Here is a 20,991-nt window from a genome sequence, read left to right on the forward strand (position 1 = left end):
ACCTGGAACAGAGAACCTTGCAGACCATCGACAACCCGTTCGGCACGAGGTTGTCACCCATGTCTTAGGTACATTCTGTTACCCATGTCTCCGGGTCGTACCTGTGAGATATTGGCGATCCCGACAGGATTCGAACCTGTGACCATCGGCTTAGAAGGCCGGTGCTCTATCCAGCTGAGCTACGGGACCGCTGGCCGGCCGCATGACCGGCGGATTGTGCCGGCAGGGCCGGTATGGGATCAATGCGTCCAGGGCGTCCTGCGGTCATAGCGGAAATTCTCCGCATAGGAAATCTGGCGGCGCTTGATTTCCTTCGGCTCCTCGACGCGGAAAGCCAGGCCTTCCTTCTCGGCATAGGCGACCGCCTCTTCTCTTGTGTCGAAGGTCAGCCTGATCTGGCTTCGCATGTCGCCGGACGTGGTGTAGCCCATCAGCGGATCGATCTTCTTGCGCTGCTCCGGATCGAATTCCAGCACCCAATGGCCGGTCTTGGCCTTGCCGGACTGCATCGCGGTTTTGGCTGGGCTGAAAATGCGGGCTGACATGACCACCTCATTGCTGGTTGCAAGCGCACGACCCCGACACCAGATTACTGTTCTCTGGCCATGCACTAGCCCGTCATTACTGCGCAATGCCGCCGGCAGCAAGGCCGATGGCTTTTTACGCTTGCTTTGGTGGGCTGAAATCACTAGGCAACAGACCGTTCGGAGTGTAGCGCAGCCTGGTAGCGCATCTGGTTTGGGACCAGAGGGTCGGGAGTTCGAATCTCTCCACTCCGACCATTCCTCACAGCGAATCTCATCGGCAGCGCAAGCGGATCACGCTCGAGCGGACGGACAGCACGAGCCTGCGCTGCCCGTCCGATACCCAAGCCGTCAGCCCTGGATGAAGGCCAGCAGATCCGGATTGATGATCTCCGGATGGGTGGTGCACATGCCGTGCGGCAGGCCCTTGTAGACCTTGAGCGTGCCATGCTTCACCAGCTTGATCGCAAGCAGCGCGGAATCGGCGATCGGCACGATCTGGTCGTCGTCGCCGTGCATAATCAGCACGGGCACGTCGAGCTTCCTTAGATCGTCGGTGAAGTCGGTCTCGGAAAAGGCCTTGATGCAGTCGTAATGGGCCTTGGCCCCACCCATCATGCCCTGGCGCCACCAATTGTCGACGGCGCCTTGCGAGACCTTGGCGCCCTCGCGGTTGAAGCCATAAAACGGGCCGGCCGGCACATCCCTGTAGAACTGGGCGCGGTTAGCGGCCAGGGCGGCGCGAAAGCCGTCGAAGACTTCGATCGGCAAGCCGCCGGGGTTGCTGTCGGTCTTGACCATAATCGGCGGCACGGCGCCGATCAGCACCGCCTTGGCAACACGGCCGCCGCCGCCATAAAGCGCGACGTAACGCGCCACCTCGCCGCCACCGGTCGAGTGGCCGATGTGGATCGCATCCCTGAGATCGAGATGCGCCGCCAGCGCCGCCACATCGGCGGCGTAGGTGTCCATCTCATTGCCGGTCGCGGTCTGCGACGAGCGGCCGTGGCCGCGGCGGTCATGTGCGATGACGCGGTAGCCCTTTTCGAGGAAGAACAGCATCTGGTTGTCCCAGTCGTCTGAGCTCAGCGGCCAGCCGTGATGGAACACGATCGGCTGGCCCTTGCCCCAATCCTTGTAGAAAATCTCGGTGCCGTCATGGGTGGTGAATGTGCTCATCGTCCTACTCCTTGATGGAAAAGTTGGGGGTAACAGGGAAGCTTTTAGCCCGCTCAGCTGGAAAAATTATAACAGTGCGGTCAGGGTGAGGCATTGGCAAAACGGACATTCAACGTGGCAAAACTGACAAATGACGGCTGCGCGTGATCTGATCGAAATCGGCCTCGTCTTGTATCCCGGCGTGCAGGAAGCAGCCGTGCTCGGCCTGACCGATCTTTTCATGCTGGCAAACCGGCTGGCTGTCGAGCGGTCGCCGGACGCGGCGAGGCTTCGCGTCAGTCATTGGCAATTGGAGGACGCGGGCCACACCGTAGTCCGCAGCTTCGACAGCGAGCCCGGCGCCGACAATGAACCAGCCATGGTTATCCTCCCGCCGACGTTGGGGGATCCGATCGCTCGGGAAGCAGCCGCGCCCTATGCCGGCTGGCTCAGGGATCGCCACACGGCAGGCGCGACGCTCGGTTCGGTCTGCGCCGGCGCCTTCGTGCTTGCCGAGACCGGCCTGTTGTCCGGTCGCGCCGCGACGACGCACTGGGCTTATCGCGACGCGCTGGCGCTACGCTTTCCCGATATCCTGCTCGACGCCGACAGGCTGGTCATCGACGATGGCGATATCATTACCGCCGGCGGCTACATGGCCTGGACCGATCTCGGCCTGAAGCTGGTGGACAGGGTGCTCGGGTCACCCGTAATGATGGACACGGCGCGTTTCATGCTGGTCGATCCACCGGGCCGCGAGCAACGTTTTTACAGCCCGTTTGCGCCGCGATTGACCCATGACGACGAAGCGATCCTCAAGGTGCAGCATTGGCTGCAGGCGAACGGCGCGCGCGACGTGACGCTTGGCGCCATGGCCGAGCATGCGGGGCTGGAGGAGCGGACCTTTCTGCGACGCTTCCGCAACGCCACTGGCCTCAGGCCGACCGAATATTGTCAGCACCTGCGGGTCGGCAAGGCGCGCGAGATGCTGGAAACCACGATGCGATCGATCGACCAGATCGCCTGGGAGGTCGGCTATGACGATCCCGGCTCCTTCCGCAAGGTATTCGCCAGGATAACCGGCCTGGTGCCCGGCGATTATCGCCGACGCTTTGGCGTGGAACGAGCCGCGATTGCCGGAGGTGAAAGTTGAGACCTGGCCGCCGCAATGGCGCTACTAGATGCATCTGACGGCAAGCTCGCCGGGCGAGAACCCCAACCACTCCAGTCCCGGCGAGCCTACTACCTGATTTGATACGCAATCAGGACCGGGATTAGCCGGCAAGCTGTCAGGTGCAAGACAGATGCCAGCCTTTTTTCCCAAAATGGGACGGCGGCTGAACTGGAATCCTCTAAATCTCGAACTCGCCCTGCCCTTCGTCCATGGCGCTGACGGTCTCGGCGGCGAGCGCTCGCGTGATCGGCGTCTTGCGCTCGAGCGCGGTGCGGTCGAGCCGCTCGACCACCCGCATTGCGGTGGCCAGCGAGCGTTCGATGCGGCGCACCAGATATTGCACGACATGCGGCTCGACCTCGACCTGCCGATCGGCGAACAGCTTTGTGATGACGCCGGCCAGCAAGAGGTCGTCGGGCTCGTGGATCTCGACGGTAGCCGCCGCCTTCAGCCGCGATGCCAGGTCGGGCAGCCCGACGCCCCAGGCGGAGGGAAAGCGGCGCGCCGTCAACAGTAAGGTCGAGCCGGCGCCGCGCACCGCATTGATCAGGTGGAACAGACCGTGCTCGTCGACCGGGCCGGCATCGACATCGTCGATCAGGGCCGGATGCGCGCCAAGATTTTCGATGCGCTCGCCGATGCGGCCGGCCTCCACTTTGACCGCGTCGGCGCGGGTCTGCCAGATCGAGGCCAGATGGGTTTTTCCGGAGCCGGCCGGCCCGGCCAGCACGACAACCGGCGACGGCCAGTCCGGCCAGCGGTCGACAAGCGCCGCCGCCTGGCTGTTGGTGCTGGAAACGACGAGCTCGTCGCGCGAATAGCCGGTGCCGTGGCCTAGATCGAGCGGCAATTGGCGCGGCGGATCGATCTTGTCCGGCATCTGGCTCAACCGCGCGCGCCCCCGCGGCGGCGCACCTGCAGCGGCGGCACCGGCTCGTCGGCATGGCCCTTGTAGAGCGGCGATTCGAGATAGCGCGCGATGGCGAAGCGCACCAGAACGGCAACGGCGGCGGAAGCCGGAACGGCGATCAGCAGGCCGACGAAGCCGAACAGCGCGCCGAAGGCAAACAGCGCGAACATCAGCCACACCGGATGCAGGCCGACGCTTTTGCCGACCAGCCGCGGCTGCAGGATATTGCCCTCGATGAACTGGCCGACGAAGAACACGCCGGCCACCGCCGCGATCATGGTCCAGTCCGGCCAGAACTGGACGAAGGCGACGCCGACGGCCAGCACCAGGCCGGTCAGCGAGCCGACATAGGGGATGAACGAGATCAGCCCAGCAAACAGGCCGATGAGGATGCCGAAATTCAGGCCCGTCAACGTCAGGCCGGTGGCATACATGGCGCCCAGCACCAGGCACAGCGTGCCCTGTCCGCGCACGAAGCCGGCGGTTGCCGTGTTGATATCCCTGGCGATCGCCCTGACGGTCTTGACATAGTCGCGTGGCACCCAGCTGTCGACGATTGCCACCATGCGGTCCCAGTCGAGCAGCATGTAGAAGGCGACGACCGGCGTCACCACGAACAGGCTGACGACCGAGACCAGCGCCACGCCGGAGCTCCAGATCGAGGTGAAGACGGTGGTCAGGAGGCCGAAGCCGGAGGTCAGCAGCGAGTTCAAGCCTTCACGCAGGCCATTGGCGTCGACGCCGAATTTCTCTTCCAGCCATTTCGGGTCGAAGCTGGTGATCAGGCTCTGCAGCCGGGTCAGATAGTCCGGCAGCTTGCTAGCGAAATCAGCCATCTGCGAGGCGAGCACCGGAACCAGGATGACGACGGCCAGCACCAGGACGACGATAAAGGCGACGAGGATGACCACCGTCGCCATCAGCCTGGACAGGCCGAGACGCTCCAGCCGGTCGGCGACAGGGTCGAGGAAATAGGCGAGCACCATGCCGGCAACGAAGGGCAGAAGGATGCCGCTGAAGACGTAAAGGAAGACGGCGAGGATGATGGCGCTGACCAGCCAGAAGCGGATCTGCCGGCGAAACGACGCCGATGCCGCAGCCTCCGCTGCCGCGGCTTCGGCCTCGGCGTCGATGGACCGTTCGTCAGGTGCCCGATGTTCAGGTGCCGGGTGTGGAGCCTTCGCCATAGCCGCTCATATGCCTCAGCCAAGCCACGAGATAGGCCGCGGCCGAAGCCACGGTCAAGACCCCGGACAGCAATATGAGGGCCGGCCTCAGCGGATCGAGACGGATGTCGAAGGCCAGTTCGCCCAGCACCACTGCCGCCAGTACGATCTGAATCGCGGTGTTGGCCTTCGACACCAGGAGCGGCTTCATCTCAACCGGATGCGCCATGACGGTGGATAAAAGCACGGCGCAGACGATCAGTGCGTCGCGCGATACCATGGTAACGACCAGCCACAGCGGCAGTTCGCCGCTGAAGCCCAGGACCACGAAAACCGAGACCAGCAGCAGCTTGTCCGCCATCGGATCGAGATAGGCGCCGAGCCTGGAAAACTGATTGAAATGGCGGGCGATGAAGCCGTCGACGCCGTCGGAAATGCCGGCAATGAGGAAGCCGGCAAACGCCCAGTCCCAGCGTTCCTGCAGCATGGCCAGCACCACTGCCGGCACCAGCACGAAGCGCATGATCGTGATCATGTTAGGGATGGTCAAACGCATATCCCGTCGCTCTTGTTTGTCGATACATGATGGAGAAGGAGGGTTACGGCAAGTGAGAAGCGACACAGAAGCTGCCAATCACCCCTCGAGGGCGCCAGCAATGAAATAGGTCAAGACAAATGAAATAGGTCAAGACAGATGTCGATTTCGGGGAGGCTCATTCGTCTCACGATGGGAAGCCGAAGAATTCGCCCAGACCTTCCTGGACCGCGAGCAAGGAAAACGGACGCGATGACAATCACTATCACAGCTTTTGAACGATCGCCCGATGGCGGCAAGGGACTGGCGCGCGATACGCGCGTTCGCTGGGCGCTCGAAGAAGTGGGGCAGCCGTATGAGGTTCGTCTTGTTTCCTTTGCAGAAATGAAGGCGCCTGGCCATCTGGCCATCCATCCCTTCGGCCAGATCCCCACCTATGAGGAAGGTTCTCTCTCGCTGTTCGAAACCGGCTCGATCGTCTTTCACCTTGCTGAGCAGCATACGGGATTGCTGCCGAAGGATCGCAATGCCCGCGCGCGTGCGATCACGTGGATGTTTGCCGCACTTAATACCGTCGAGCCGCCGATCCTCGAATTAACGACGGCAAGAATATTCGAACGTGACAAGCCTTGGAGCGAGGAGCGCTTGCCGTTGGTAAAGGACCGTGTTCGGGCTCGGCTGGACAAACTCTCGGCCCACTTAGGCGTCGCCGACTGGCTCGATGATACGTTCAGCGCGGGCGATTTATTGATGGTGTCAGTGCTGCTGCGACTAAGAATGTCCGGCATTTTGGACGAATATCAAAACTTGGCTGCCTATGTAGCGCGCGGGGAAGCACGGCCGGCCTATATCCGGGCTTTCACCGCGCAATTTGCGATCAACGCCCCATCAACCAGCATTACCTCATAAAGCTGAGCCGACAGCAGGGCTTTCTCATTGATCTGGAACCAGGTTGGGGTTTGACCTGGATGCGCAATGGTGCCGATCGGCAGGTCGGCGGGACAGCGCCCCTCTGGCCTGCCGGCCATCTCCCCCTCAAGTGGGGAGATTGGCAGTTTCAGCGCCGTTATCCTTGCGGACCGAAACCGTTCATGCGAAGAGCCCGAGAAAGCAGGGAAAGAGTATGAGCAAGCGCAAGAACGGGCTCACCTATGCCGAAGCGGGCGTCGACATCGACGCCGGCAATCTCATGGTCGAGAAGATCAAGCCGCTGGTGCGCGCCACCCGCCGGCCGGGCGCCGATGGCGAGATCGGCGGTTTCGGCGGCCTGTTCGATCTCAAGGCAGCCGGCTTTACCGATCCGGTGCTGGTCGCCGCCAATGACGGCGTCGGCACCAAGCTGAAGATTGCCATCGATGCCGGCAAGCATGACACGATCGGTATCGACCTCGTCGCCATGTGCGTCAACGACATCGTCGTGCAGGGCGCCGAACCGCTGTTCTTCCTCGACTATTTTGCCACCGGCAAGCTCGATCCCGACCAGGGCGCTTCGATCGTCGGCGGCATTGCCGCCGGCTGCCGGCAGGCCGGTTGCGCGCTGATCGGTGGCGAGACGGCGGAAATGCCCGGCATGTATCACGACAAGGACTACGACCTTGCCGGCTTTGCAGTCGGTGCCGCCGAACGCGGCCAGTTGCTGCCGACCGACGACATCGTCGAGGGCGACGTGCTGCTCGGCCTTGCCTCGTCGGGCCTGCATTCGAACGGCTTCTCGCTGGTCCGCCGCATCGTCGCCGTAAGCGGCCTTGGCTGGGGCGATCCGGCGCCGTTCAATGACGAGGCGACGCTGGCCGAGGCGCTGCTCGAGCCGACGCGCATCTACGTCAAGTCGATCCTCAAGGCGATCCGCAACACGCATGGCATCAAGGCGCTGGCCCATATCACCGGTGGCGGCTTTCCCGAAAACATCCCGCGCGTTCTGCCCAAGGATTTTTCGGCCGAGCTCGATCTCGGCGCCATCGAGGTGCCGCCGGTGTTTTCGTGGCTGGCCAAGACCGGTGGCGTCGCGCCGGAAGAGATGATGCGCACCTTCAATTGCGGCATCGGCATGATCCTGGTCGTCGCCTCGGGCCAGGCGGCGCAGGTCGCCGCCGTTCTGCAGGAGGCCGGCGAGACGGTGACGCCGATCGGCCAGATCGTGCCGCGCCGCGATGCCGGCGTCATCTATCGGGGCTCGATCGGCCTATGACCAGAAAACGCACCGTAGTGCTCATTTCGGGGCGCGGCTCCAACATGACGGCGCTGATCGCGGCGGCGAGCAACCCGGCCTATCCGGCCGAAATCGTCGGCGTCATCTCCGATCGCGCCAATGCCGCCGGCCTCGGCATCGCCGCGGCGCGCGGCATCGCCACCAGGGTGATTTCGCGCTCGGACCATGCCAGCAAGGAAGCGCATGACGGGGCGATCGACGCGGCCCTTGTCTCTTTTGGCGCCGAGATCGTCGCGCTGGCCGGCTATATGCGCATTCTCGGCGCGCGTTTCGTCGAGAAGTGGCAGGGCCGCATGGTCAACATCCACCCTGCCCTGCTGCCTGCCTTCAAGGGGCTGGATACACATGCGCGGGCGCTCCGCGCAGGCATGCGCATCCATGGCTGCACAGTGCATTTCGTCACGCTCGACATGGATGATGGGCCGATCATCGCCCAGGCCGCGGTGCCGGTGATGGTCGGCGACAATGAGGATACGCTGGCCGCGCGCGTGCTCAAGGCTGAGCACCAACTCTATCCACTGGCGCTGGGGCTGGTCGCCGAAGGCAAGGCGCGGATGGAAGGCGGCCGCACGGTGTTTTCGCGCTTCGCCGACGATGCCGACAACGCCACGTCGGTGGTGATCGCGCCCGACCCGCTGCGCGAAGAGACCGATCTCGAGCACCTGGCGCGGATCACCCCGTAAGGGTCCGTCGAAAAAGCCAATAAATCGTCGGGTCGGCAGAAATAGACCAATGGACGTTTTCGACAGCGCGATCCGGACAAAGCGTGATCTGGCCGGCGTCTTCGAGTACGACGAGGCGGACCATCCGAAAACTGCCACGGCATATTTTTATCTCTGTCGGATCGAGGACGGGCGAGTAGGTCCTGTCGTTGGTGCAATTCACGTTCGATCGGGCGATTGGGCCATTACTGAAGCAGACATTTCGGTCAGATGGGATAAAGATGAACGGTGCGTAGGCCTGTTTATCTTTGGTGCGCTTTGGGCGAGTTTTGATGCCGTCACGGGTGCAAGACATGGCGGCGGATATGGGAAAGACTTTCAGCCGGACATCCCTTGGATTTGAATTGAATCCATGAAGCAACTGCTGCTGCTGCGTCACGCCAAGTCGAGTTGGGACGATCCCGACCTCATCGACTTCGACCGGCCGCTGTCCGCGCGCGGGCTGAAGGCAGCGCCGCTGGTCGGACGCGAACTGGCCCGGCGCGGCTGGCTGCCGGAACTGGCGCTGGTATCGCCGGCGCTGCGCACCCGCGACACGTGGCGGCTGCTCTCGGCGGAATTGCCGGCGAAGGTGCAGGTCAAATTTGCCCAGGCGCTCTACGAGGCAGCGGCGGCGGACATCCTCGCCAAGGTGCGGCAAGTAAAGGCGGGAACCGGAACGCTGCTGCTGCTCGGCCACAATCCCGGGTTGGAGGAGTTCGCGCGCGGTCTTGCCGGGGCTGGATCGGATGAAGCGGCGCTGAAAAAACTGGCGGATAAATTCCCGACCGCGGCCCTGGCTCGGTTTGACGTCGATGGCGATTGGGACGGTCTCACCTTCGGCGGCGCCCGGCTGACGCACTGCATCTGGCCGAAGGATCTTCGCTAGGGATTGCCTGGCAGGCCGGGGATCGCCGACCTTCGGCCAAACCCGCTTCGCACCAAACAAGAGCGGCGGGCCAAGCCCGCCGCTCTTTGTGCTCCGGGGCCGTGATAATCAGCGGCCCCAGATGCCTTGGCCGGATTCAGGCGCCACCGACTCGGAAGTCGTCTTGGCACCAGCATGCTCGGAAGTAACCGGCTTGCGGATCGAGCCGGTAAACGTGTTGTCGACGTTGGCAGCAGGAGCGGCCGGCTGGTTGACGTTGTCCGAGCCATAGTGGTCGCTGCCGGCAAAAGCAGTGCCGGTGGCAACAAGGATGGCGGCGGCGGTAAGAGCGATCTTGGTCATTTCGGGTACTCCGGTAGTCTTTGTTCTGTCCGTCAAGTGGCGTGCCTTGGGAGGAATTCGCGTCGCTCGGACCACCCCGAGATGGGTCGGCAAGCCTGTCGTTTCCAATCACGAAAATTTTGTTCGGGTGCGCCAAATTGGCCGCTTGAAATTCGACATGCGGCTCCTTCCGCCACACTGTTCTTCTTTATTGTCAATTGGTTACGCGGTCATTGGTGATTTTCTTGGCGAACATTCTGGGAGCCGGCGTTCACCCTTTCCTGTACGCTCCGTCAACAGAACCGAACCGTTCGGTTCTAGTTCTTTACGTTTGACTGATCAGCGCTTCAGAGCCTCAATCGACATGTCTACCGACGGGTCAGTGCGCGCCATGAAAATCACGCCGCCAGCTCAGCGCCAGCGGCGTCATGCTTGGGCCGCGCGCTGGCCAGAAGCACGACGGGGCAATTGCAGGCGGCCAAAACAGCGCCGGCGGTTTCGCCGAAGAACAGGTCCCCACCCGGACGTTGGGTGACGCCCATCACGACGATCGCCGCGCCGTTGGCCGCCTCCCGGGTGATGGCCTTGTCGGGTGTGACGCGGGTATGGAACGCTGTGTCGATATGCAGGCCGTAGCGGCCCGCCAAATCGGCGATGTCTTTCAGCACGGCCTCTTCGCGGCTATGCGACACCGATGTCGACCTGCGGCCCTTGGCTGCCTTTTGCGAAACGTAGAGAACTTTGATCCGTGCCCGGTTTGGACGGGCCAGCGCCAGCGCCAAGTCGGCGGCGCGACGCGCCACCTGGGTACCGTTGACGGGGACGAGAATGCTGGTTCCGGCCTTCAGCGTCGGCATCTTTTCGCCAGCATTGCCGCCGTTCAGGACCAGGCAAAGCGGGCCGTCAAATCCTGCGGCAATGTCGTTGAGGGCCGGCGCGAAGGCGCCATCGGCGGTCAGCACATTGTCAAGGCCGACCAGCAACAGGCCGTATCCCTTGCGGGCCTCTTCGGCGATCGTCTCACCCGTGGCCTCCAATTCGGTGCGGGCCGTCAGATGGACTTTGTCGACAAGCGTATCTTCGATCCGTTTCACCGCCTGAGCGCTTTTTTTTGCACCCTTCTTGATTTCCTGCAGGGCGCGCTCCTGTCCCTTGCTGTCGGTCGGCCTGTCAACTCGGCCGTCTTTCGGCTGAAGCAAGGTGGTGGGCATGCCGCTGCCTCCACCGACCAGCCCGGCGAGATAGGCAGTGAACTTGCCGATCCTGCTGTCATCGACCAACACCAGCAGCCGCTCCAGCCTGGAAATGAAGCCGTATTCGTCCAACGCCTCGCGCTCGACACGCTGCTGCTCGTCATGCCCAACCGGCAGCCGGCCGAGCGCCCAGCGCAGCATCGGCGGCATGGCCAAGGTGGTGATCACGGCCATGGTGACGATCATGGTGAAGAGGTTGTGCGACAGGATGTTCATCGACAAGCCGATGCTGGCGACGATCACCTCGGTCGAGCCGCGCGCGTTCATTGCACTGCCGACGGCGAGTGCTTCCTTGAACGACATGGCGGCGAGCTTGGCGCCGATGAATGCGCCGCCAAACTTGCCGATGCTGGCGATGACCACAAGTGCGCCCGTCAGCATGGCAAGCGTCGGGTCGGCGAGCACTGTGAGATCGGCGGAAAGCCCCGCCATGCCGAAGAAGATTGGCATGAACAGCGCGGTGATGACGCCGCGCAGCTGGCCTTCGATATGGCTGGAGAGGATAGGCGATTCCCCGACAAGGATGCCGGCGACGAACGCCCCCAGCACCGTATGGACGCCTATCATGTTGGTGATCAGCGCCATGACGCCCATGATGATAAGGATCATGGTGATCACCGCAAACTCGCTGCGGAATTGATCGTTGGTCCAGCGGATCAAGGTGAAGACAAGACGGCGGCCAATGGTGAAGGAGAACACCATGAACAGTGCCACGGCGGCGATGGTGGTCACCAGCGGTACGAGCTGCAGCCTGCCATTGGTGGCGATGCCGAAGGTTACGGCGATGACCAGCCAGCCGATCGTGTCCTCGATGATCGCCGAGGAAATAATCACCTGTCCGAGGTTGCGACGCATGAAGTTCATCTCGCGCACCACCATGGCGACGATCTTGACTGACGAGATCGACAGCGCGGTGCCCAGGAACAGCCCGGCAACGGTGCGTTGCGTCGGGTTGGGCAGCAATGCGTCCGGCAGGAACTGCGCCAGCGCGAAACCGCAGATGAAGGGCACCACGACGCCGGTAGCCGAAATGGAAAAACAGGCCGCGCCAACCCGGCGTACCAGCCGCAGGTCCGTCTCCATGCCGGTCAGCAAAAGCAGCATCAGGATGCCGAGCTGCGAGACGGCGTCGATCATGCCCTTTTGCGCGGGATCGGTGGGAAAGATCAGGTGCTGGGCCGACGGCCATAGCCAGCCGAACAGCGAAGGACCGAGCAGGATGCCGCCGATCAGTTGGCCCATGATTGCCGGCTGGCCATAGCGCTGCAACACTTCGCCCAGGCCGCGCCCGACAAGCAGCAGAAGCACGATCTCGGCGACGAAAGCGCCTTCGCCCGAACCACCCATGCCGGAGGCCTTGGTCCCGGCAACAACCGTCTCCGCTGCCCCGGCCGCGCCTGCGGGGACGAAAGCGCAAACCAGCAGCGCCAGGCTGGAACGTGTCGGAGCCTGCCAACCCATGAAACCCCCATCGCCCAAATGCACGTGTCCAACAACGCGCGACAGGGCGTTGCGTTGCTAGACGTGAACGTCACCGAACGAGAGTTCGCCGTCGTCGCTCTCCGTCAGAAAGGCTGTCACCAGCAGGCCCGCATAGAGGAGGGCGACCAGCACGACGATGGCGCCACCAGGAACTGGACCCAGCGCAGCACTGGCGACGGCCTCACGCATCGACCCGACGAAGCCGATGCGGACGCCTTCGGTCAGAAGACTGGGGGTCGACAGTTTGAGGATCCAGGCCAGCAGCAGAATCAGCAGCATGTAGATGTAATTGCGACGCAGGCGGCGCGCCAAAGCCACGCGTTGCGAAATCAAGAATTTCGGGGCGCGCAGGCTCTCGCCGACGATCAACAGCCAATCGGACGCGAAGTCCGGCTGCGGCGAGAATATCTGCGCGAAATAGTGCCGTTCGAACTGGCGCACGCGAGCCCGATAGAAGTCGAAGAAGCGATATCGGCGGGCCTCTATCCACAGCAGCAGCAGGACAAGCAGCATGGCAAACAGCAGCACGCCATGGTGAGCGCTGGCTGTCGAAAGCGAAACGGAGAGCATCGCCGCGACAACGGTTATCGCCCAGTTGCTCGTCCGGTCCAGGCGGTCGCGCCACCCAGCCATGCGCGCAATCTCGGCGCGATGAAAGTGGGACATCGTGGTTACGAGTTCGCCGGACGACAGTGTCCTTCCGATGGGATCCGGCGCCGGCAACACTTCCGCCATGACAATGCCTCCACCCGCCACGCGAAAACGGCCGGATGGAGATATCGTTCCGACGCTCAACCCGCCGGGCGCAGCCAGACCTTGTTGTCGTGGAAGGCGGCGCCGCCATAGGGCGCCGGCGCATCGGCGCCGGTGAGCACGTTGATGCCCTCGCCGCGCTCATGGGCGCTGTTCGGCCAGATGCCTTCGGCGACGACCACGCCACGCTTGATGCCGTCGAACAGTTTTGCGTGCAGCACCACTTCGCCACGCTGGTTGCCGACTTCGACACGGCCGCCGTCGGCGACGCCGAGTGCCGCCGCATCATCGGGATGCAGGAGCAACTCCGGCCGGCGCTCTTTCGCCTGCGACACCGGCGTTTCGGCAAAGGTCGAATTGAGGAAATTGCGCGCCGGCGAGGTCGTCAGCCGGAACGGATGCGCCTCGTCGGCGACCTCGATCAGGTCGACATGATCGGGAAATTCCGGCAACTGCTCCACAGGCCCGAACAGGCCCATGCTTTTCGGCGGCCGGTTGGGCGCCGCCTGCCCCGTCCAGTCGGCGCGAAAATGGAATTTCTTGTCGGCATGGCCGAAGCCGTCCAGGAAATGCGCGGCCGCGAAATCCGGCTGCAGGTCGAGCCATTTTTCGTCCTTGAGGCTCGAAAAGCTGCCCAGCCCGCGCTTGCCCAGGATGATATCGATATGCTGCTGCTCGGTCATGCCGAAGCCTGGGCGATCGGCGACACCGAGCCTTTTGCCAAGCTCCTCGATGACGAAATGGTTGGTGCGCGGGCCTTCCGGCGGGTCGATCAGCTTCGGCCCGAGCGTGATGTGCTGGTTGCCGCCACCCTTGTAGACGTCGTCATGCTCGAGAAACATCGTCGCCGGCAGCACGACATCGGCGAGCTTTGCCGTGTCGGTCATGAACTGCTCGTGCACGCAGGAAAACAGATCGTCGCGCAGAAAACCCTGCTTCACCAGCCGCTGCTCGGGCGCGACATTCACCGGATTGGTGTTCTGGATCAGCAGCGCCGTCACCGGCGGACCGCCATAGAGCGCATCCTCAGCCCCGGTCAGCACCGGGCCGATCCGCGAATGATCGAGATGACGGATCGCGGGGTCGCGCATCCGTGTGCCTTCGAGCAGTTCCTGGTTGAGCTTGAAGATGCCCGAATTGGAATGGAAGGCGCCGCCGCCCTCATATTGCCAGCAGCCGGTAACCGCGGCGATCGAGGCTGCGGCATGCATGTTGACCGAACCGTTGCGCTGCCGCGAAAAACCGTAGCCGAGGCGGAAATAGGTCTTCTTCGTCGTGCCGACGAGACGGGCGAAGGCCTCGATTTCGTCGACGGAAAGCCCGGTGATGTCAGCGGCCCATTGCGGCGTCCGCGTCTTGAGATGCGCTTCCAGACCGTGCGGATCGTCGGTGTATTTTTCCAGATAGGCGCGGTCGGCCATGCCGTCACGGAACAGCACGTGCATCACCGCGCAGGCCAGCGCGCCGTCGGTGCCGGGCTTCAGCACCAGGCCGAGATCGGCCTGCTTCATCGTTGCATTTTCGTAGACGTCGATGACGACGATCTTGGCGCCGCGTTCCTTGCGCGCCTTGATGGCGTGGGTCATGACGTTGACCTGCGTGACCACGGCGTTGGTGCCCCAGATCACCACGCAGTCGGACTTTGCCATTTCGCGCGGGTCGGAGCCGCGCAGCGCGCCGGCGCCCATCATCCAGCCGGTCCAGGCCAGATTGGTGCAGATCGAACCGAAGAAGCCGGAGTATTTTTTGGCGTGCCTGAGCCGCTCTATGCCGTCGCGCTGCACCAGCCCCATCGTGCCGGCATAGTAATAGGGCCAGACCGTCTCCGAGCCGTATTTTGCCTCCGCCGCGATGAATTTTTCAGCGACCAGATCGAGCGCCGCCTCCCAGCTCGCTTCCTTCCAGGCGCCGTCGCCCTTGGCGCCGGCCCGCACCAGCGGCTTCAGCAGGCGGTCGGGATGATGGACGCGATCGGCGTAACGGGCGACCTTGGCGCAGATGACGCCGGCCGTATAGCTGTTGGCCTTGGCGCCATGGACGCGGCCGATGCGCCTGGCGTCGAGCAGTTCGACCTCGAGCGCGCAGGTCGAAGGGCAATCATGCGGACAGGCCGAATGGCCGATTTTGAGCTTGGCGTGCTGATTCATGGGAGCAAACTAGCCGGTTGTTATGGCGACGTGTAGGGCCAGATGGGCGGGCCTACATCCCCCTCTGGGCTATTCGTCGGAAAGGCCGATCAAGTCCAAGAATGCATCAAAGTCCGGCGCAATGGGCCAAACGCTTTCGACAAGATCAATATTTGTCATGTCAAACGCAACGAGCGGATAAAGCCCCACTGTGCGTAGATCGAACGCAATCGCCTCGCCGCCCCCGTTGCTGCCGATAACGAAAAAACCCGGAAAGAACTCCTTGAATGTCCCCTGTTGCTCTATTTCGATCACCTCTTCCGCAGCGTGCAAGGCAAGCCATAGCGGCTGGACTGGCAGGGGGCCCTCACCACCGTTGCTGAAAGAGAGAAGGGCAGCATAGCTTTCAGGCAGGACCAAAGGGCCCACTCCCCTGAGTTTCTCGATCGCTTCGTCTGACGCTCCATCTTTTTTGCGCCACTCCCGACCTTCAAGCATCTCATTCACCTCCTACCGCGAACCATTTGGGTATCCGGGAACGTACCCGGCCACATGACCGCGACACGCTTGAGCAACGCGTCGTAGGCGCGGCATTTCGGGCATCTCCCCCGCGAGGGGGGAGATTGCGCTCTTCCTACTCCGCCGTGCCTTCCTCGTACTCCGCCGACATCGACAGCCATTTTTCCTCATGGCCGGCCAGCTGTTGCGCGAGCTGGGAGCGCTCCTTGGCCAGCCTTGTCGCGCTCGAGGGGTCCTTTTCGTAGACGGCCGGGTTGGCGAGTTCGTCCTCGATCAGGTCGATGCGCTTGCGGATGCGGTCGATCAGCGCTTCGGTGGCGCGGATTTCCTTGGCCAGCGGCTCGAAGGCGGCGCGGCGCGCGGCTGCATCGCGGCGGCGGTCGGCCTTCGACGGTTTGTCCGCCTCGCGCTTGCCGCGGCGGTCCCCGGAGACGCCGGTGACCAGCGTCTTGTAATCCTCGAGATCGCCGTCATATGGATTGACCGCGCCGTCCTTGACCAGCCACAGCCGGTCGGCGGTCGCTTCGAGCAGATGGCGGTCATGCGAGATCAGTATGACGGCGCCGGGAAAATCGTTCAGCGCATGGATCAGTGATTCACGGCTGTCGATGTCGAGATGGTTGGTGGGCTCGTCGAGGATGAAAAGGTTCGGCCCCTCGAAGGCCGACAGGCCCATCAGGAGCCGCGCCTTTTCGCCGCCGGACAGATCCTTGGCGGCGGTGTTCATCTTTTCGGTGGTCAGGCCGAACTGGGCGACGCGGCCGCGCACCTTGGATTCCGGCGCATCCGGCATCAGCCGGCGGACATGCTCATAGGCGTTTTCGTCGGGCCTGAGATCGTCGAGCTGGTGCTGGGCGAAGATTGCCACCTTAAGCCCGGGCGCCACCGTCATGCTGCCGGTCTCCGGCTTCAGCCGGCCGGCCAAAAGCTTGGCGAAGGTCGACTTGCCGTTGCCGTTGGCGCCGAGCAGCGCGATGCGATCGTCGGCATCGATGCGCAGCGTCATCTTCTTCAGGATCGGCTCGCCCTCGGTGTAGCCGACGTTGACGTTGTTGAGCGCAATGATCGGCGAGGCCACCGTCTTCACCGGCTCCGGAAAGGAGAATGGCCGCACCGTGTCGTTCACGATCGCGGCGATTGGCTTCATCTTCTCCAGCGCCTTGATGCGCGACTGCGCCTGCCTCGCCTTCGATGCCTTGGCGCGGAAGCGCTCGACGAAGGATTCCATGTGCTTGCGCGCGGCTTCCTGCTTGACGCGGCCCTTCTCCTGCAATTCGCGCTGCTCGGTGTATTGGCGCTCGAACTGGTCGTAGCCGCCGCGCCAGAAGGTCAGCTTCTTCTGGTCGAGATGGACGATCGAGTTGACGGCGCGGTTGAGCAGGTCGCGATCGTGCGAAATCAGCAGCACGGTGTGCGGGTATTTCGACACGTAGTTTTCCAGCCATAGCGTGCCTTCGAGATCGAGATAATTGGTCGGCTCGTCGAGCAGCAGCAGATCGGGCTCGGCAAACAACACGGCGGCCAGCGCGACGCGCATGCGCCAGCCGCCGGAGAAGGACGAGGCCGGGCGCCGTTGTGCGGCGTCGTCGAAGCCGAGGCCGGCGAGAATGGTGGCCGCGCGTGACTCGGCCGAGTGCGCATCGATATCGGCCAGCCGCATGTGGATGTCGGCGATGCGGTGCGGGTCGGTCGCCGTCTTTTCCTCTTCGAGCAGGGCACTCCGTTCGAGGTCGGCCTTGAGCACGATCTCGATCAGCGGCTCCTCGGTGCCCGGCGCTTCCTGCGCGACCTGGCCGATGCGCGTGTTCTTGGGCAGGCTGACCGAGCCGGTCTCGGAGGCGAGGTCGCCGGTGATCGCCTTGAACAGGGTCGTCTTGCCGGTGCCGTTGCGGCCGACAAGGCCAGCCTTGCTGCCGGCCGGCAAGGTCAGTGAGGCATGGTCGAGAAGCAGGCGTCCGGCCATGCGGAGCGAAAGGTCGTTGATGATCAGCATGGCCGGGCTTTTGCACGGGACAACCATGCTTCGCAAGGCCTTGAGCCCCGGTTCCCCGCAAAGGTGCGAAAACCGGCAAGCAGGTGACGTCGACCCCGCGCACCACAACGTCCCGCAAAACGCAAAAAGAACCCGCTATCCTGAGGGGGGACAAGGAGAGCGGGCTCTTTCGTGAACGGCGGCCTTGGGAGCGTCCGATCGACATCCAAACACGCAGCAGCTTGGTTTGTTCCATGGGAAGAACGAACTATGTGATGAACAAACGCTGCTGTGGCCCGCAGGTTTGTCCACAGGGGCGTGCCGTCTGTACGCTATCGACCATGACGCTGCGGAAAGACTCGGCTATCCTTGGATGTGCGGCGGGCCTGATCTCCGCCTGGCCGGCGCCATCAGCTTCCTCCCAAGCGGCGCCGGCCACCTTCCTTGACCGGCGCCGCTTGCCCGATCGACGCCATCTGAGGCGGTCATTGTTTCGGCGGCGTGCCGGGCTGATCGCCGCCGGTCGTCGATTTCGGCACCGGATTCTTGTCGACCTGCGGGTTCTGATCGACCGTGTCGCCAGGGGCCTTGGTCGGCTGGATATTGTTGTCGCAACCCGCAACAGTCAGAGCTGCCATAAGCAGCAGGATTGAGCGCTTTTTCATCGCAGTCTCCTCTCGCCCGACAACGAGGCGTCGGCGATTTGGTTGCGCGGCCGGTGTCGTTCCCGCATTCGCCAAGGGGCCTGGGAACAAAATGCCGCGTCTCCGGTTGCTGCACAATCAATGGAGGAAGGCATGATCCGTCTGCTCATCGCCGGGGCAATCGTCTATGTCGCCTATCGCGTCGCCAGGAAAGTGATCGATGAGGTGCCCGACGATTTCGATCCGCTGCTGCTGCCGCCGCCGCAGGACGATCGCGAGGCGCTGCGGCGGCAATCGGCAAGGATGGGCGTCGAGCCCGAGCGTTAGTCGACAGGCCTGCCCGCAAGGCTTCTTCGCTCACGGGCCCTATTCCGGCTCCGCAAACCGTTGCGAACAAAGCAGAAACGATGCTTGATGGGCGATGAACCTCGCCGCCCGTGATTCGTCCTTCCAGCCGGCCTATCTGGCGAAGCTCAACGCCGAGCAGCGGCTTGCCGTCGAACATGGCGACGGCAAGATCGCCGGACCGTTGCTGGTGATTGCCGGCGCCGGCTCCGGCAAGACCAACACGCTGGCGCACCGGGTCGCGCATCTGATCGTCAGGGGTGCCGACCCGCGCCGCATTCTTTTGATGACATTTTCGCGCCGTGCCGCGGCGGAAATGGCCAAGCGGGTCGAGCGCATCGCCGGCGAGGTGCTGGGGCGCGATGCCTCGGTGATCACCGATGCGCTGAGCTGGGCTGGCACGTTCCACGGCATCGGCGCCAGGCTGCTGCGCGATTATGCGCTGGAGATCGGTCTCGATCCGGCCTTCACCATCCACGATCGCGAGGATTCCGCCGACCTGATGAACCTCGTCCGCCACGAGCTTGGGTTTTCGAAGACCGAAGCCCGCTTCCCGACCAAGGGCACCTGCCTGGCGATCTATTCGCGCGCCGTCAACGCACAGGCGCCGCTCGGCGAGGTGCTGGGTTCGGTGTTCCCGTGGTGCGCCGGCTGGGCCGAACAGCTGAAGCAATTGTTCGCCCGATATGTCGAGGCCAAGCAGGCGCAGAACGTGCTCGATTACGATGACCTGCTGCTCTACTGGGCGCAGATGGCCGGCGAGCCGGAAATCGCCGCGCATCTGGGTGCACGTTTCGACCATGTGCTGGTCGATGAATACCAGGACACCAACCGGCTGCAGGCCTCGATCCTGACGGCCCTCAAGCCCGACGGATCGGGGCTGACGGTGGTCGGCGACGACGCGCAGTCGATCTATTCGTTCCGCGCCGCGGAAGTGCGCAATATCCTGGATTTTCCGAAGCAGTTCGCGCAGCCGGCCGAGGTCGTCATGCTGGAGCGCAACTACCGCTCGACCGAGACGATCCTGGCGGCGGCCAATGCGGTGATCGGCGAAGCGTCGGAGCGTTTCACCAAAAATCTCTGGACCGAGCGCAAATCTGCGGAAAAGCCGAAGCTGGTGAGTGTGCGCGACGAGACCGAGCAGGCGAGCTATGTCTGCCAGGCGATACTCACCGAACGCGAGGCCGGCACCGTTCTCAAAGCACAGGCGGTGCTGTTTCGCGCCTCGCACCATAGCGGCCCGCTGGAGATCGAGCTGATGCGCCGCAACATCCCCTTCGTCAAGTTCGGCGGGCTGAAATTCCTCGATGCCGCCCACGTCAAGGATATGCTGGCCGTGCTGCGCTTTGCCGAAAACCCGCGCGACCGCGTCGCCGGCTTTCGCGTGCTGCAACTTCTGCCGGGCATCGGCCCTTCGGCCGCCAATGCGATCGTCGAGACCATGGCAAATTCGCTCGACGAGACGATGGGGCTTGCCCGCTATCGGCCGCCGCAGCGTGCCGCCGACGACTGGCCGGGCTTTGTCGCGCTCTATAGCGGCCTGCGTGCCGGCGCGCAAAAATGGCCGGCCGACATCGAACAGGTCAGGCTCTGGTACGAGCCGCATCTGGAACGTATCCACGAGGATGCAACGATGCGCCGGGCCGATCTCCTGCAGCTCGAGCAGATCGCTTCCGGCTATGCGTCGCGCGAGCGCTTCCTCACCGAGCTGACACTCGATCCGCCGGACGCGACCAGCGACGAGGCCGGCCCGCCGCACCGCGACGAGGATTATCTGATCCTGTCGACGATCCATTCGGCCAAGGGCCAGGAGTGGAAGAACGTCTTCGTGCTCAACACCGTCGACGGCTGCATCCCGATCGATCTCGGCGTCGGCAGCAAGGAGGACGTCGACGAGGAGCGGCGGCTGCTCTACGTGGCGATGACGCGGGCCAAGGACAGCCTGCACCTGGTCATGCCGCATCGCTTTTTCGTCCACGGCCAGACGGCGCGCGGCGACCGCCATGTCTATGCCTCGCGCACGCGCTTCATCCCGCGCTCTATCCTCGGCGCCTTCGAGCAGGTGGCTTGGGCCAGCGTCCAGGCCAGAGACGATCCGCGCCGCCAGCCGCAGGTGCGTGTCGACCTCGGCGCCCGCATGCGCGGCATGTGGAAATAGGCACCCGCCTCGACGCCGGCGCTGCTCGCCCGGCGACCGCTCCCGGAGCCGGCGAAAAAACAATACCGGCAACATGGAACCTCGCGCCGTGATCCGCGTTTCTGCCCGACCCCCAGACCGGAGAACGGCGTCCGCCGTGACCTCCGCCCATT

20 protein-coding genes and 2 tRNA genes are annotated in these 20,991 nt (G+C 63.4%); 9 read left to right on the forward strand and 13 right to left on the reverse strand.

Annotated features, from left to right (window positions below; genetic code table 11):
- Positions 1–112 precede the first annotated feature (112 nt).
- Both NKJ84_RS20035 and NKJ84_RS20040 read right to left on the reverse strand, forming a co-directional pair.
- Positions 113–189, reverse strand: a tRNA-Arg gene (locus NKJ84_RS20035).
- Positions 190–239: 50 nt separating this feature from the next.
- Positions 240–545 (reverse strand): ETC complex I subunit, encoded by a 306-nt coding sequence (locus tag NKJ84_RS20040; RefSeq protein ID WP_352479279.1) that lies wholly within the window; start codon positions 543–545, stop codon positions 240–242.
- 160 nt (positions 546–705) lie between these two features.
- Between NKJ84_RS20040 and NKJ84_RS20045 the strand changes: the two genes are divergently transcribed.
- Positions 706–782: transfer RNA gene (locus NKJ84_RS20045), tRNA-Pro, on the forward strand.
- Between the two features lie 93 nt (positions 783–875).
- On the opposite strand, the gene NKJ84_RS20050 is transcribed toward NKJ84_RS20045, so the two are convergent.
- Positions 876–1,703 carry an alpha/beta fold hydrolase gene (locus NKJ84_RS20050; protein WP_352479278.1) on the reverse strand — a complete coding sequence of 276 codons (828 nt, stop codon included), beginning with the start codon at positions 1,701–1,703 and terminating at the stop codon, positions 876–878.
- 130 nt (positions 1,704–1,833) lie between these two features.
- Between NKJ84_RS20050 and NKJ84_RS20055 the strand changes: the two genes are divergently transcribed.
- Positions 1,834–2,835 carry a GlxA family transcriptional regulator gene (locus NKJ84_RS20055; protein ID WP_352479277.1) on the forward strand — a complete coding sequence of 334 codons (1,002 nt, stop codon included), beginning with the start codon at positions 1,834–1,836 and terminating at the stop codon, positions 2,833–2,835.
- 199 nt (positions 2,836–3,034) lie between these two features.
- Here the strand turns inward: NKJ84_RS20055 and hdaA are convergent, their stop codons facing one another.
- From hdaA to NKJ84_RS20070, 3 genes are read right to left on the reverse strand one after another with little or no spacing between them, the layout of a single operon-like run.
- Positions 3,035–3,736: a DnaA regulatory inactivator HdaA gene (hdaA, locus tag NKJ84_RS20060; RefSeq protein WP_352507944.1), complete on the reverse strand. Its 702-nt coding sequence runs from the start codon at positions 3,734–3,736 to the stop codon at positions 3,035–3,037.
- A gap of 5 nt (positions 3,737–3,741) precedes the next feature.
- On the reverse strand, positions 3,742–4,953 hold the full coding sequence (locus NKJ84_RS20065) for an AI-2E family transporter (protein WP_254820263.1): 1,212 nt from the start codon (positions 4,951–4,953) through the stop codon (positions 3,742–3,744).
- Entirely contained in the window at positions 4,925–5,482 is a 558-nt protein-coding gene (locus tag NKJ84_RS20070) for a CDP-alcohol phosphatidyltransferase family protein (protein WP_023677645.1), read from the reverse strand. Before NKJ84_RS20070 ends, NKJ84_RS20065 begins: the two co-directional genes overlap by 29 nt.
- 237 nt (positions 5,483–5,719) lie before the next feature.
- Here NKJ84_RS20070 and NKJ84_RS20075 point away from each other — a divergent pair, with 237 nt between their 5' ends.
- From NKJ84_RS20075 to NKJ84_RS20095, 5 genes are all read left to right on the forward strand, one after another.
- The gene (locus NKJ84_RS20075) at positions 5,720–6,376 is read left to right on the forward strand and encodes a glutathione S-transferase family protein (RefSeq protein ID WP_254820264.1); all 657 of its coding nucleotides are present in this window, start codon (positions 5,720–5,722) and stop codon (positions 6,374–6,376) included.
- Positions 6,377–6,590: 214 nt separating this feature from the next.
- Positions 6,591–7,655 carry a phosphoribosylformylglycinamidine cyclo-ligase gene (gene purM / locus NKJ84_RS20080; RefSeq protein ID WP_352472623.1) on the forward strand — a complete coding sequence of 355 codons (1,065 nt, stop codon included), beginning with the start codon at positions 6,591–6,593 and terminating at the stop codon, positions 7,653–7,655.
- Positions 7,652–8,359 carry a phosphoribosylglycinamide formyltransferase gene (purN, locus tag NKJ84_RS20085; protein WP_254820266.1) on the forward strand — a complete coding sequence of 236 codons (708 nt, stop codon included), beginning with the start codon at positions 7,652–7,654 and terminating at the stop codon, positions 8,357–8,359. The genes purM and purN overlap by 4 nt, the downstream gene beginning before the upstream one ends.
- A 49-nt stretch (positions 8,360–8,408) precedes the next feature.
- A complete protein-coding gene (locus tag NKJ84_RS20090) occupies positions 8,409–8,741 on the forward strand; it encodes a hypothetical protein (RefSeq protein ID WP_352507891.1) in 333 nt (110 codons plus the stop codon).
- A 9-nt stretch (positions 8,742–8,750) separates the two neighbouring features.
- Positions 8,751–9,266 (forward strand): SixA phosphatase family protein, encoded by a 516-nt coding sequence (locus NKJ84_RS20095; protein ID WP_352507892.1) that lies wholly within the window; start codon positions 8,751–8,753, stop codon positions 9,264–9,266.
- A 108-nt stretch (positions 9,267–9,374) separates the two neighbouring features.
- Here NKJ84_RS20095 and NKJ84_RS20100 read toward each other — a convergent pair whose 3' ends face one another.
- The 7 genes from NKJ84_RS20100 to NKJ84_RS20130 all read right to left on the reverse strand — a co-directional run bounded on the left by NKJ84_RS20100 (position 9,375) and on the right by NKJ84_RS20130 (position 18,357).
- Positions 9,375–9,608: a DUF680 domain-containing protein gene (locus tag NKJ84_RS20100; protein WP_352507893.1), complete on the reverse strand. Its 234-nt coding sequence runs from the start codon at positions 9,606–9,608 to the stop codon at positions 9,375–9,377.
- Positions 9,609–9,985: 377 nt separating this feature from the next.
- Positions 9,986–12,187: a cation:proton antiporter domain-containing protein gene (locus tag NKJ84_RS20105; RefSeq protein WP_502900472.1), complete on the reverse strand. Its 2,202-nt coding sequence runs from the start codon at positions 12,185–12,187 to the stop codon at positions 9,986–9,988.
- 171 nt (positions 12,188–12,358) lie between these two features.
- Entirely contained in the window at positions 12,359–13,057 is a 699-nt protein-coding gene (locus NKJ84_RS20110) for a DUF2270 domain-containing protein (protein WP_352507895.1), read from the reverse strand.
- A 56-nt stretch (positions 13,058–13,113) separates the two neighbouring features.
- Complete coding sequence (locus NKJ84_RS20115; RefSeq protein ID WP_352507896.1) at positions 13,114–15,222, reverse strand: molybdopterin-containing oxidoreductase family protein; 2,109 nt, start codon at positions 15,220–15,222, stop codon at positions 13,114–13,116.
- Positions 15,223–15,291: 69 nt separating this feature from the next.
- A complete protein-coding gene (locus NKJ84_RS20120; protein WP_352507897.1) occupies positions 15,292–15,699 on the reverse strand; it encodes an SMI1/KNR4 family protein in 408 nt (135 codons plus the stop codon).
- A gap of 136 nt (positions 15,700–15,835) precedes the next feature.
- Complete coding sequence (locus NKJ84_RS20125) at positions 15,836–17,713, reverse strand: ABC-F family ATP-binding cassette domain-containing protein (RefSeq protein WP_352507898.1); 1,878 nt, start codon at positions 17,711–17,713, stop codon at positions 15,836–15,838.
- 464 nt (positions 17,714–18,177) lie between these two features.
- Entirely contained in the window at positions 18,178–18,357 is a 180-nt protein-coding gene (locus NKJ84_RS20130; RefSeq protein ID WP_023677659.1) for a hypothetical protein, read from the reverse strand.
- 132 nt (positions 18,358–18,489) lie between these two features.
- Between NKJ84_RS20130 and NKJ84_RS20135 the strand changes: the two genes are divergently transcribed.
- Together NKJ84_RS20135 and NKJ84_RS20140 are read left to right on the forward strand one after the other, a co-directional pair.
- Entirely contained in the window at positions 18,490–18,663 is a 174-nt protein-coding gene (locus NKJ84_RS20135) for a hypothetical protein (protein WP_352507899.1), read from the forward strand.
- Between the two features lie 94 nt (positions 18,664–18,757).
- Positions 18,758–20,839: an ATP-dependent helicase gene (locus NKJ84_RS20140; protein WP_352507900.1), complete on the forward strand. Its 2,082-nt coding sequence runs from the start codon at positions 18,758–18,760 to the stop codon at positions 20,837–20,839.
- Positions 20,840–20,991: the final 152 nt, after the last annotated feature.

The sequence above is a fragment of the Mesorhizobium sp. M0048 genome (genome assembly GCF_040323405.1).
In the GTDB taxonomy this organism is placed as follows: domain Bacteria; phylum Pseudomonadota; class Alphaproteobacteria; order Rhizobiales; family Rhizobiaceae; genus Mesorhizobium.

What these genes read in the sequence shown, in the direction of transcription:
- NKJ84_RS20055 (WP_352479277.1), top strand. Translation starts at nt 1,834, where the DNA reads ATGACGGCTGCGCGTGATCTGATCGAAATCGGCCTCGTCTTGTATCCC.
- hdaA (WP_352507944.1), bottom strand. Translation starts at nt 3,736, where the DNA reads ATGCCGGACAAGATCGATCCGCCGCGCCAATTGCCGCTCGATCTAGGC.
- NKJ84_RS20065 (WP_254820263.1), bottom strand. Translation starts at nt 4,953, where the DNA reads ATGGCGAAGGCTCCACACCCGGCACCTGAACATCGGGCACCTGACGAA.
- NKJ84_RS20130 (WP_023677659.1), bottom strand. Translation starts at nt 18,357, where the DNA reads ATGAAAAAGCGCTCAATCCTGCTGCTTATGGCAGCTCTGACTGTTGCG.
- NKJ84_RS20120 (WP_352507897.1), bottom strand. Translation starts at nt 15,699, where the DNA reads ATGCTTGAAGGTCGGGAGTGGCGCAAAAAAGATGGAGCGTCAGACGAA.
- NKJ84_RS20040 (WP_352479279.1), bottom strand. Translation starts at nt 545, where the DNA reads ATGTCAGCCCGCATTTTCAGCCCAGCCAAAACCGCGATGCAGTCCGGC.
- NKJ84_RS20095 (WP_352507892.1), top strand. Translation starts at nt 8,751, where the DNA reads ATGAAGCAACTGCTGCTGCTGCGTCACGCCAAGTCGAGTTGGGACGAT.
- NKJ84_RS20135 (WP_352507899.1), top strand. Translation starts at nt 18,490, where the DNA reads ATGATCCGTCTGCTCATCGCCGGGGCAATCGTCTATGTCGCCTATCGC.
- NKJ84_RS20110 (WP_352507895.1), bottom strand. Translation starts at nt 13,057, where the DNA reads ATGGCGGAAGTGTTGCCGGCGCCGGATCCCATCGGAAGGACACTGTCG.
- NKJ84_RS20090 (WP_352507891.1), top strand. Translation starts at nt 8,409, where the DNA reads ATGGACGTTTTCGACAGCGCGATCCGGACAAAGCGTGATCTGGCCGGC.
- NKJ84_RS20050 (WP_352479278.1), bottom strand. Translation starts at nt 1,703, where the DNA reads ATGAGCACATTCACCACCCATGACGGCACCGAGATTTTCTACAAGGAT.
- NKJ84_RS20125 (WP_352507898.1), bottom strand. Translation starts at nt 17,713, where the DNA reads ATGCTGATCATCAACGACCTTTCGCTCCGCATGGCCGGACGCCTGCTT.
- NKJ84_RS20140 (WP_352507900.1), top strand. Translation starts at nt 18,758, where the DNA reads ATGAACCTCGCCGCCCGTGATTCGTCCTTCCAGCCGGCCTATCTGGCG.
- purN (WP_254820266.1), top strand. Translation starts at nt 7,652, where the DNA reads ATGACCAGAAAACGCACCGTAGTGCTCATTTCGGGGCGCGGCTCCAAC.
- NKJ84_RS20115 (WP_352507896.1), bottom strand. Translation starts at nt 15,222, where the DNA reads ATGAATCAGCACGCCAAGCTCAAAATCGGCCATTCGGCCTGTCCGCAT.
- NKJ84_RS20105 (WP_502900472.1), bottom strand. Translation starts at nt 12,187, where the DNA reads ATGGGTGGTTCGGGCGAAGGCGCTTTCGTCGCCGAGATCGTGCTTCTG.
- purM (WP_352472623.1), top strand. Translation starts at nt 6,591, where the DNA reads ATGAGCAAGCGCAAGAACGGGCTCACCTATGCCGAAGCGGGCGTCGAC.
- NKJ84_RS20100 (WP_352507893.1), bottom strand. Translation starts at nt 9,608, where the DNA reads ATGACCAAGATCGCTCTTACCGCCGCCGCCATCCTTGTTGCCACCGGC.
- NKJ84_RS20075 (WP_254820264.1), top strand. Translation starts at nt 5,720, where the DNA reads ATGACAATCACTATCACAGCTTTTGAACGATCGCCCGATGGCGGCAAG.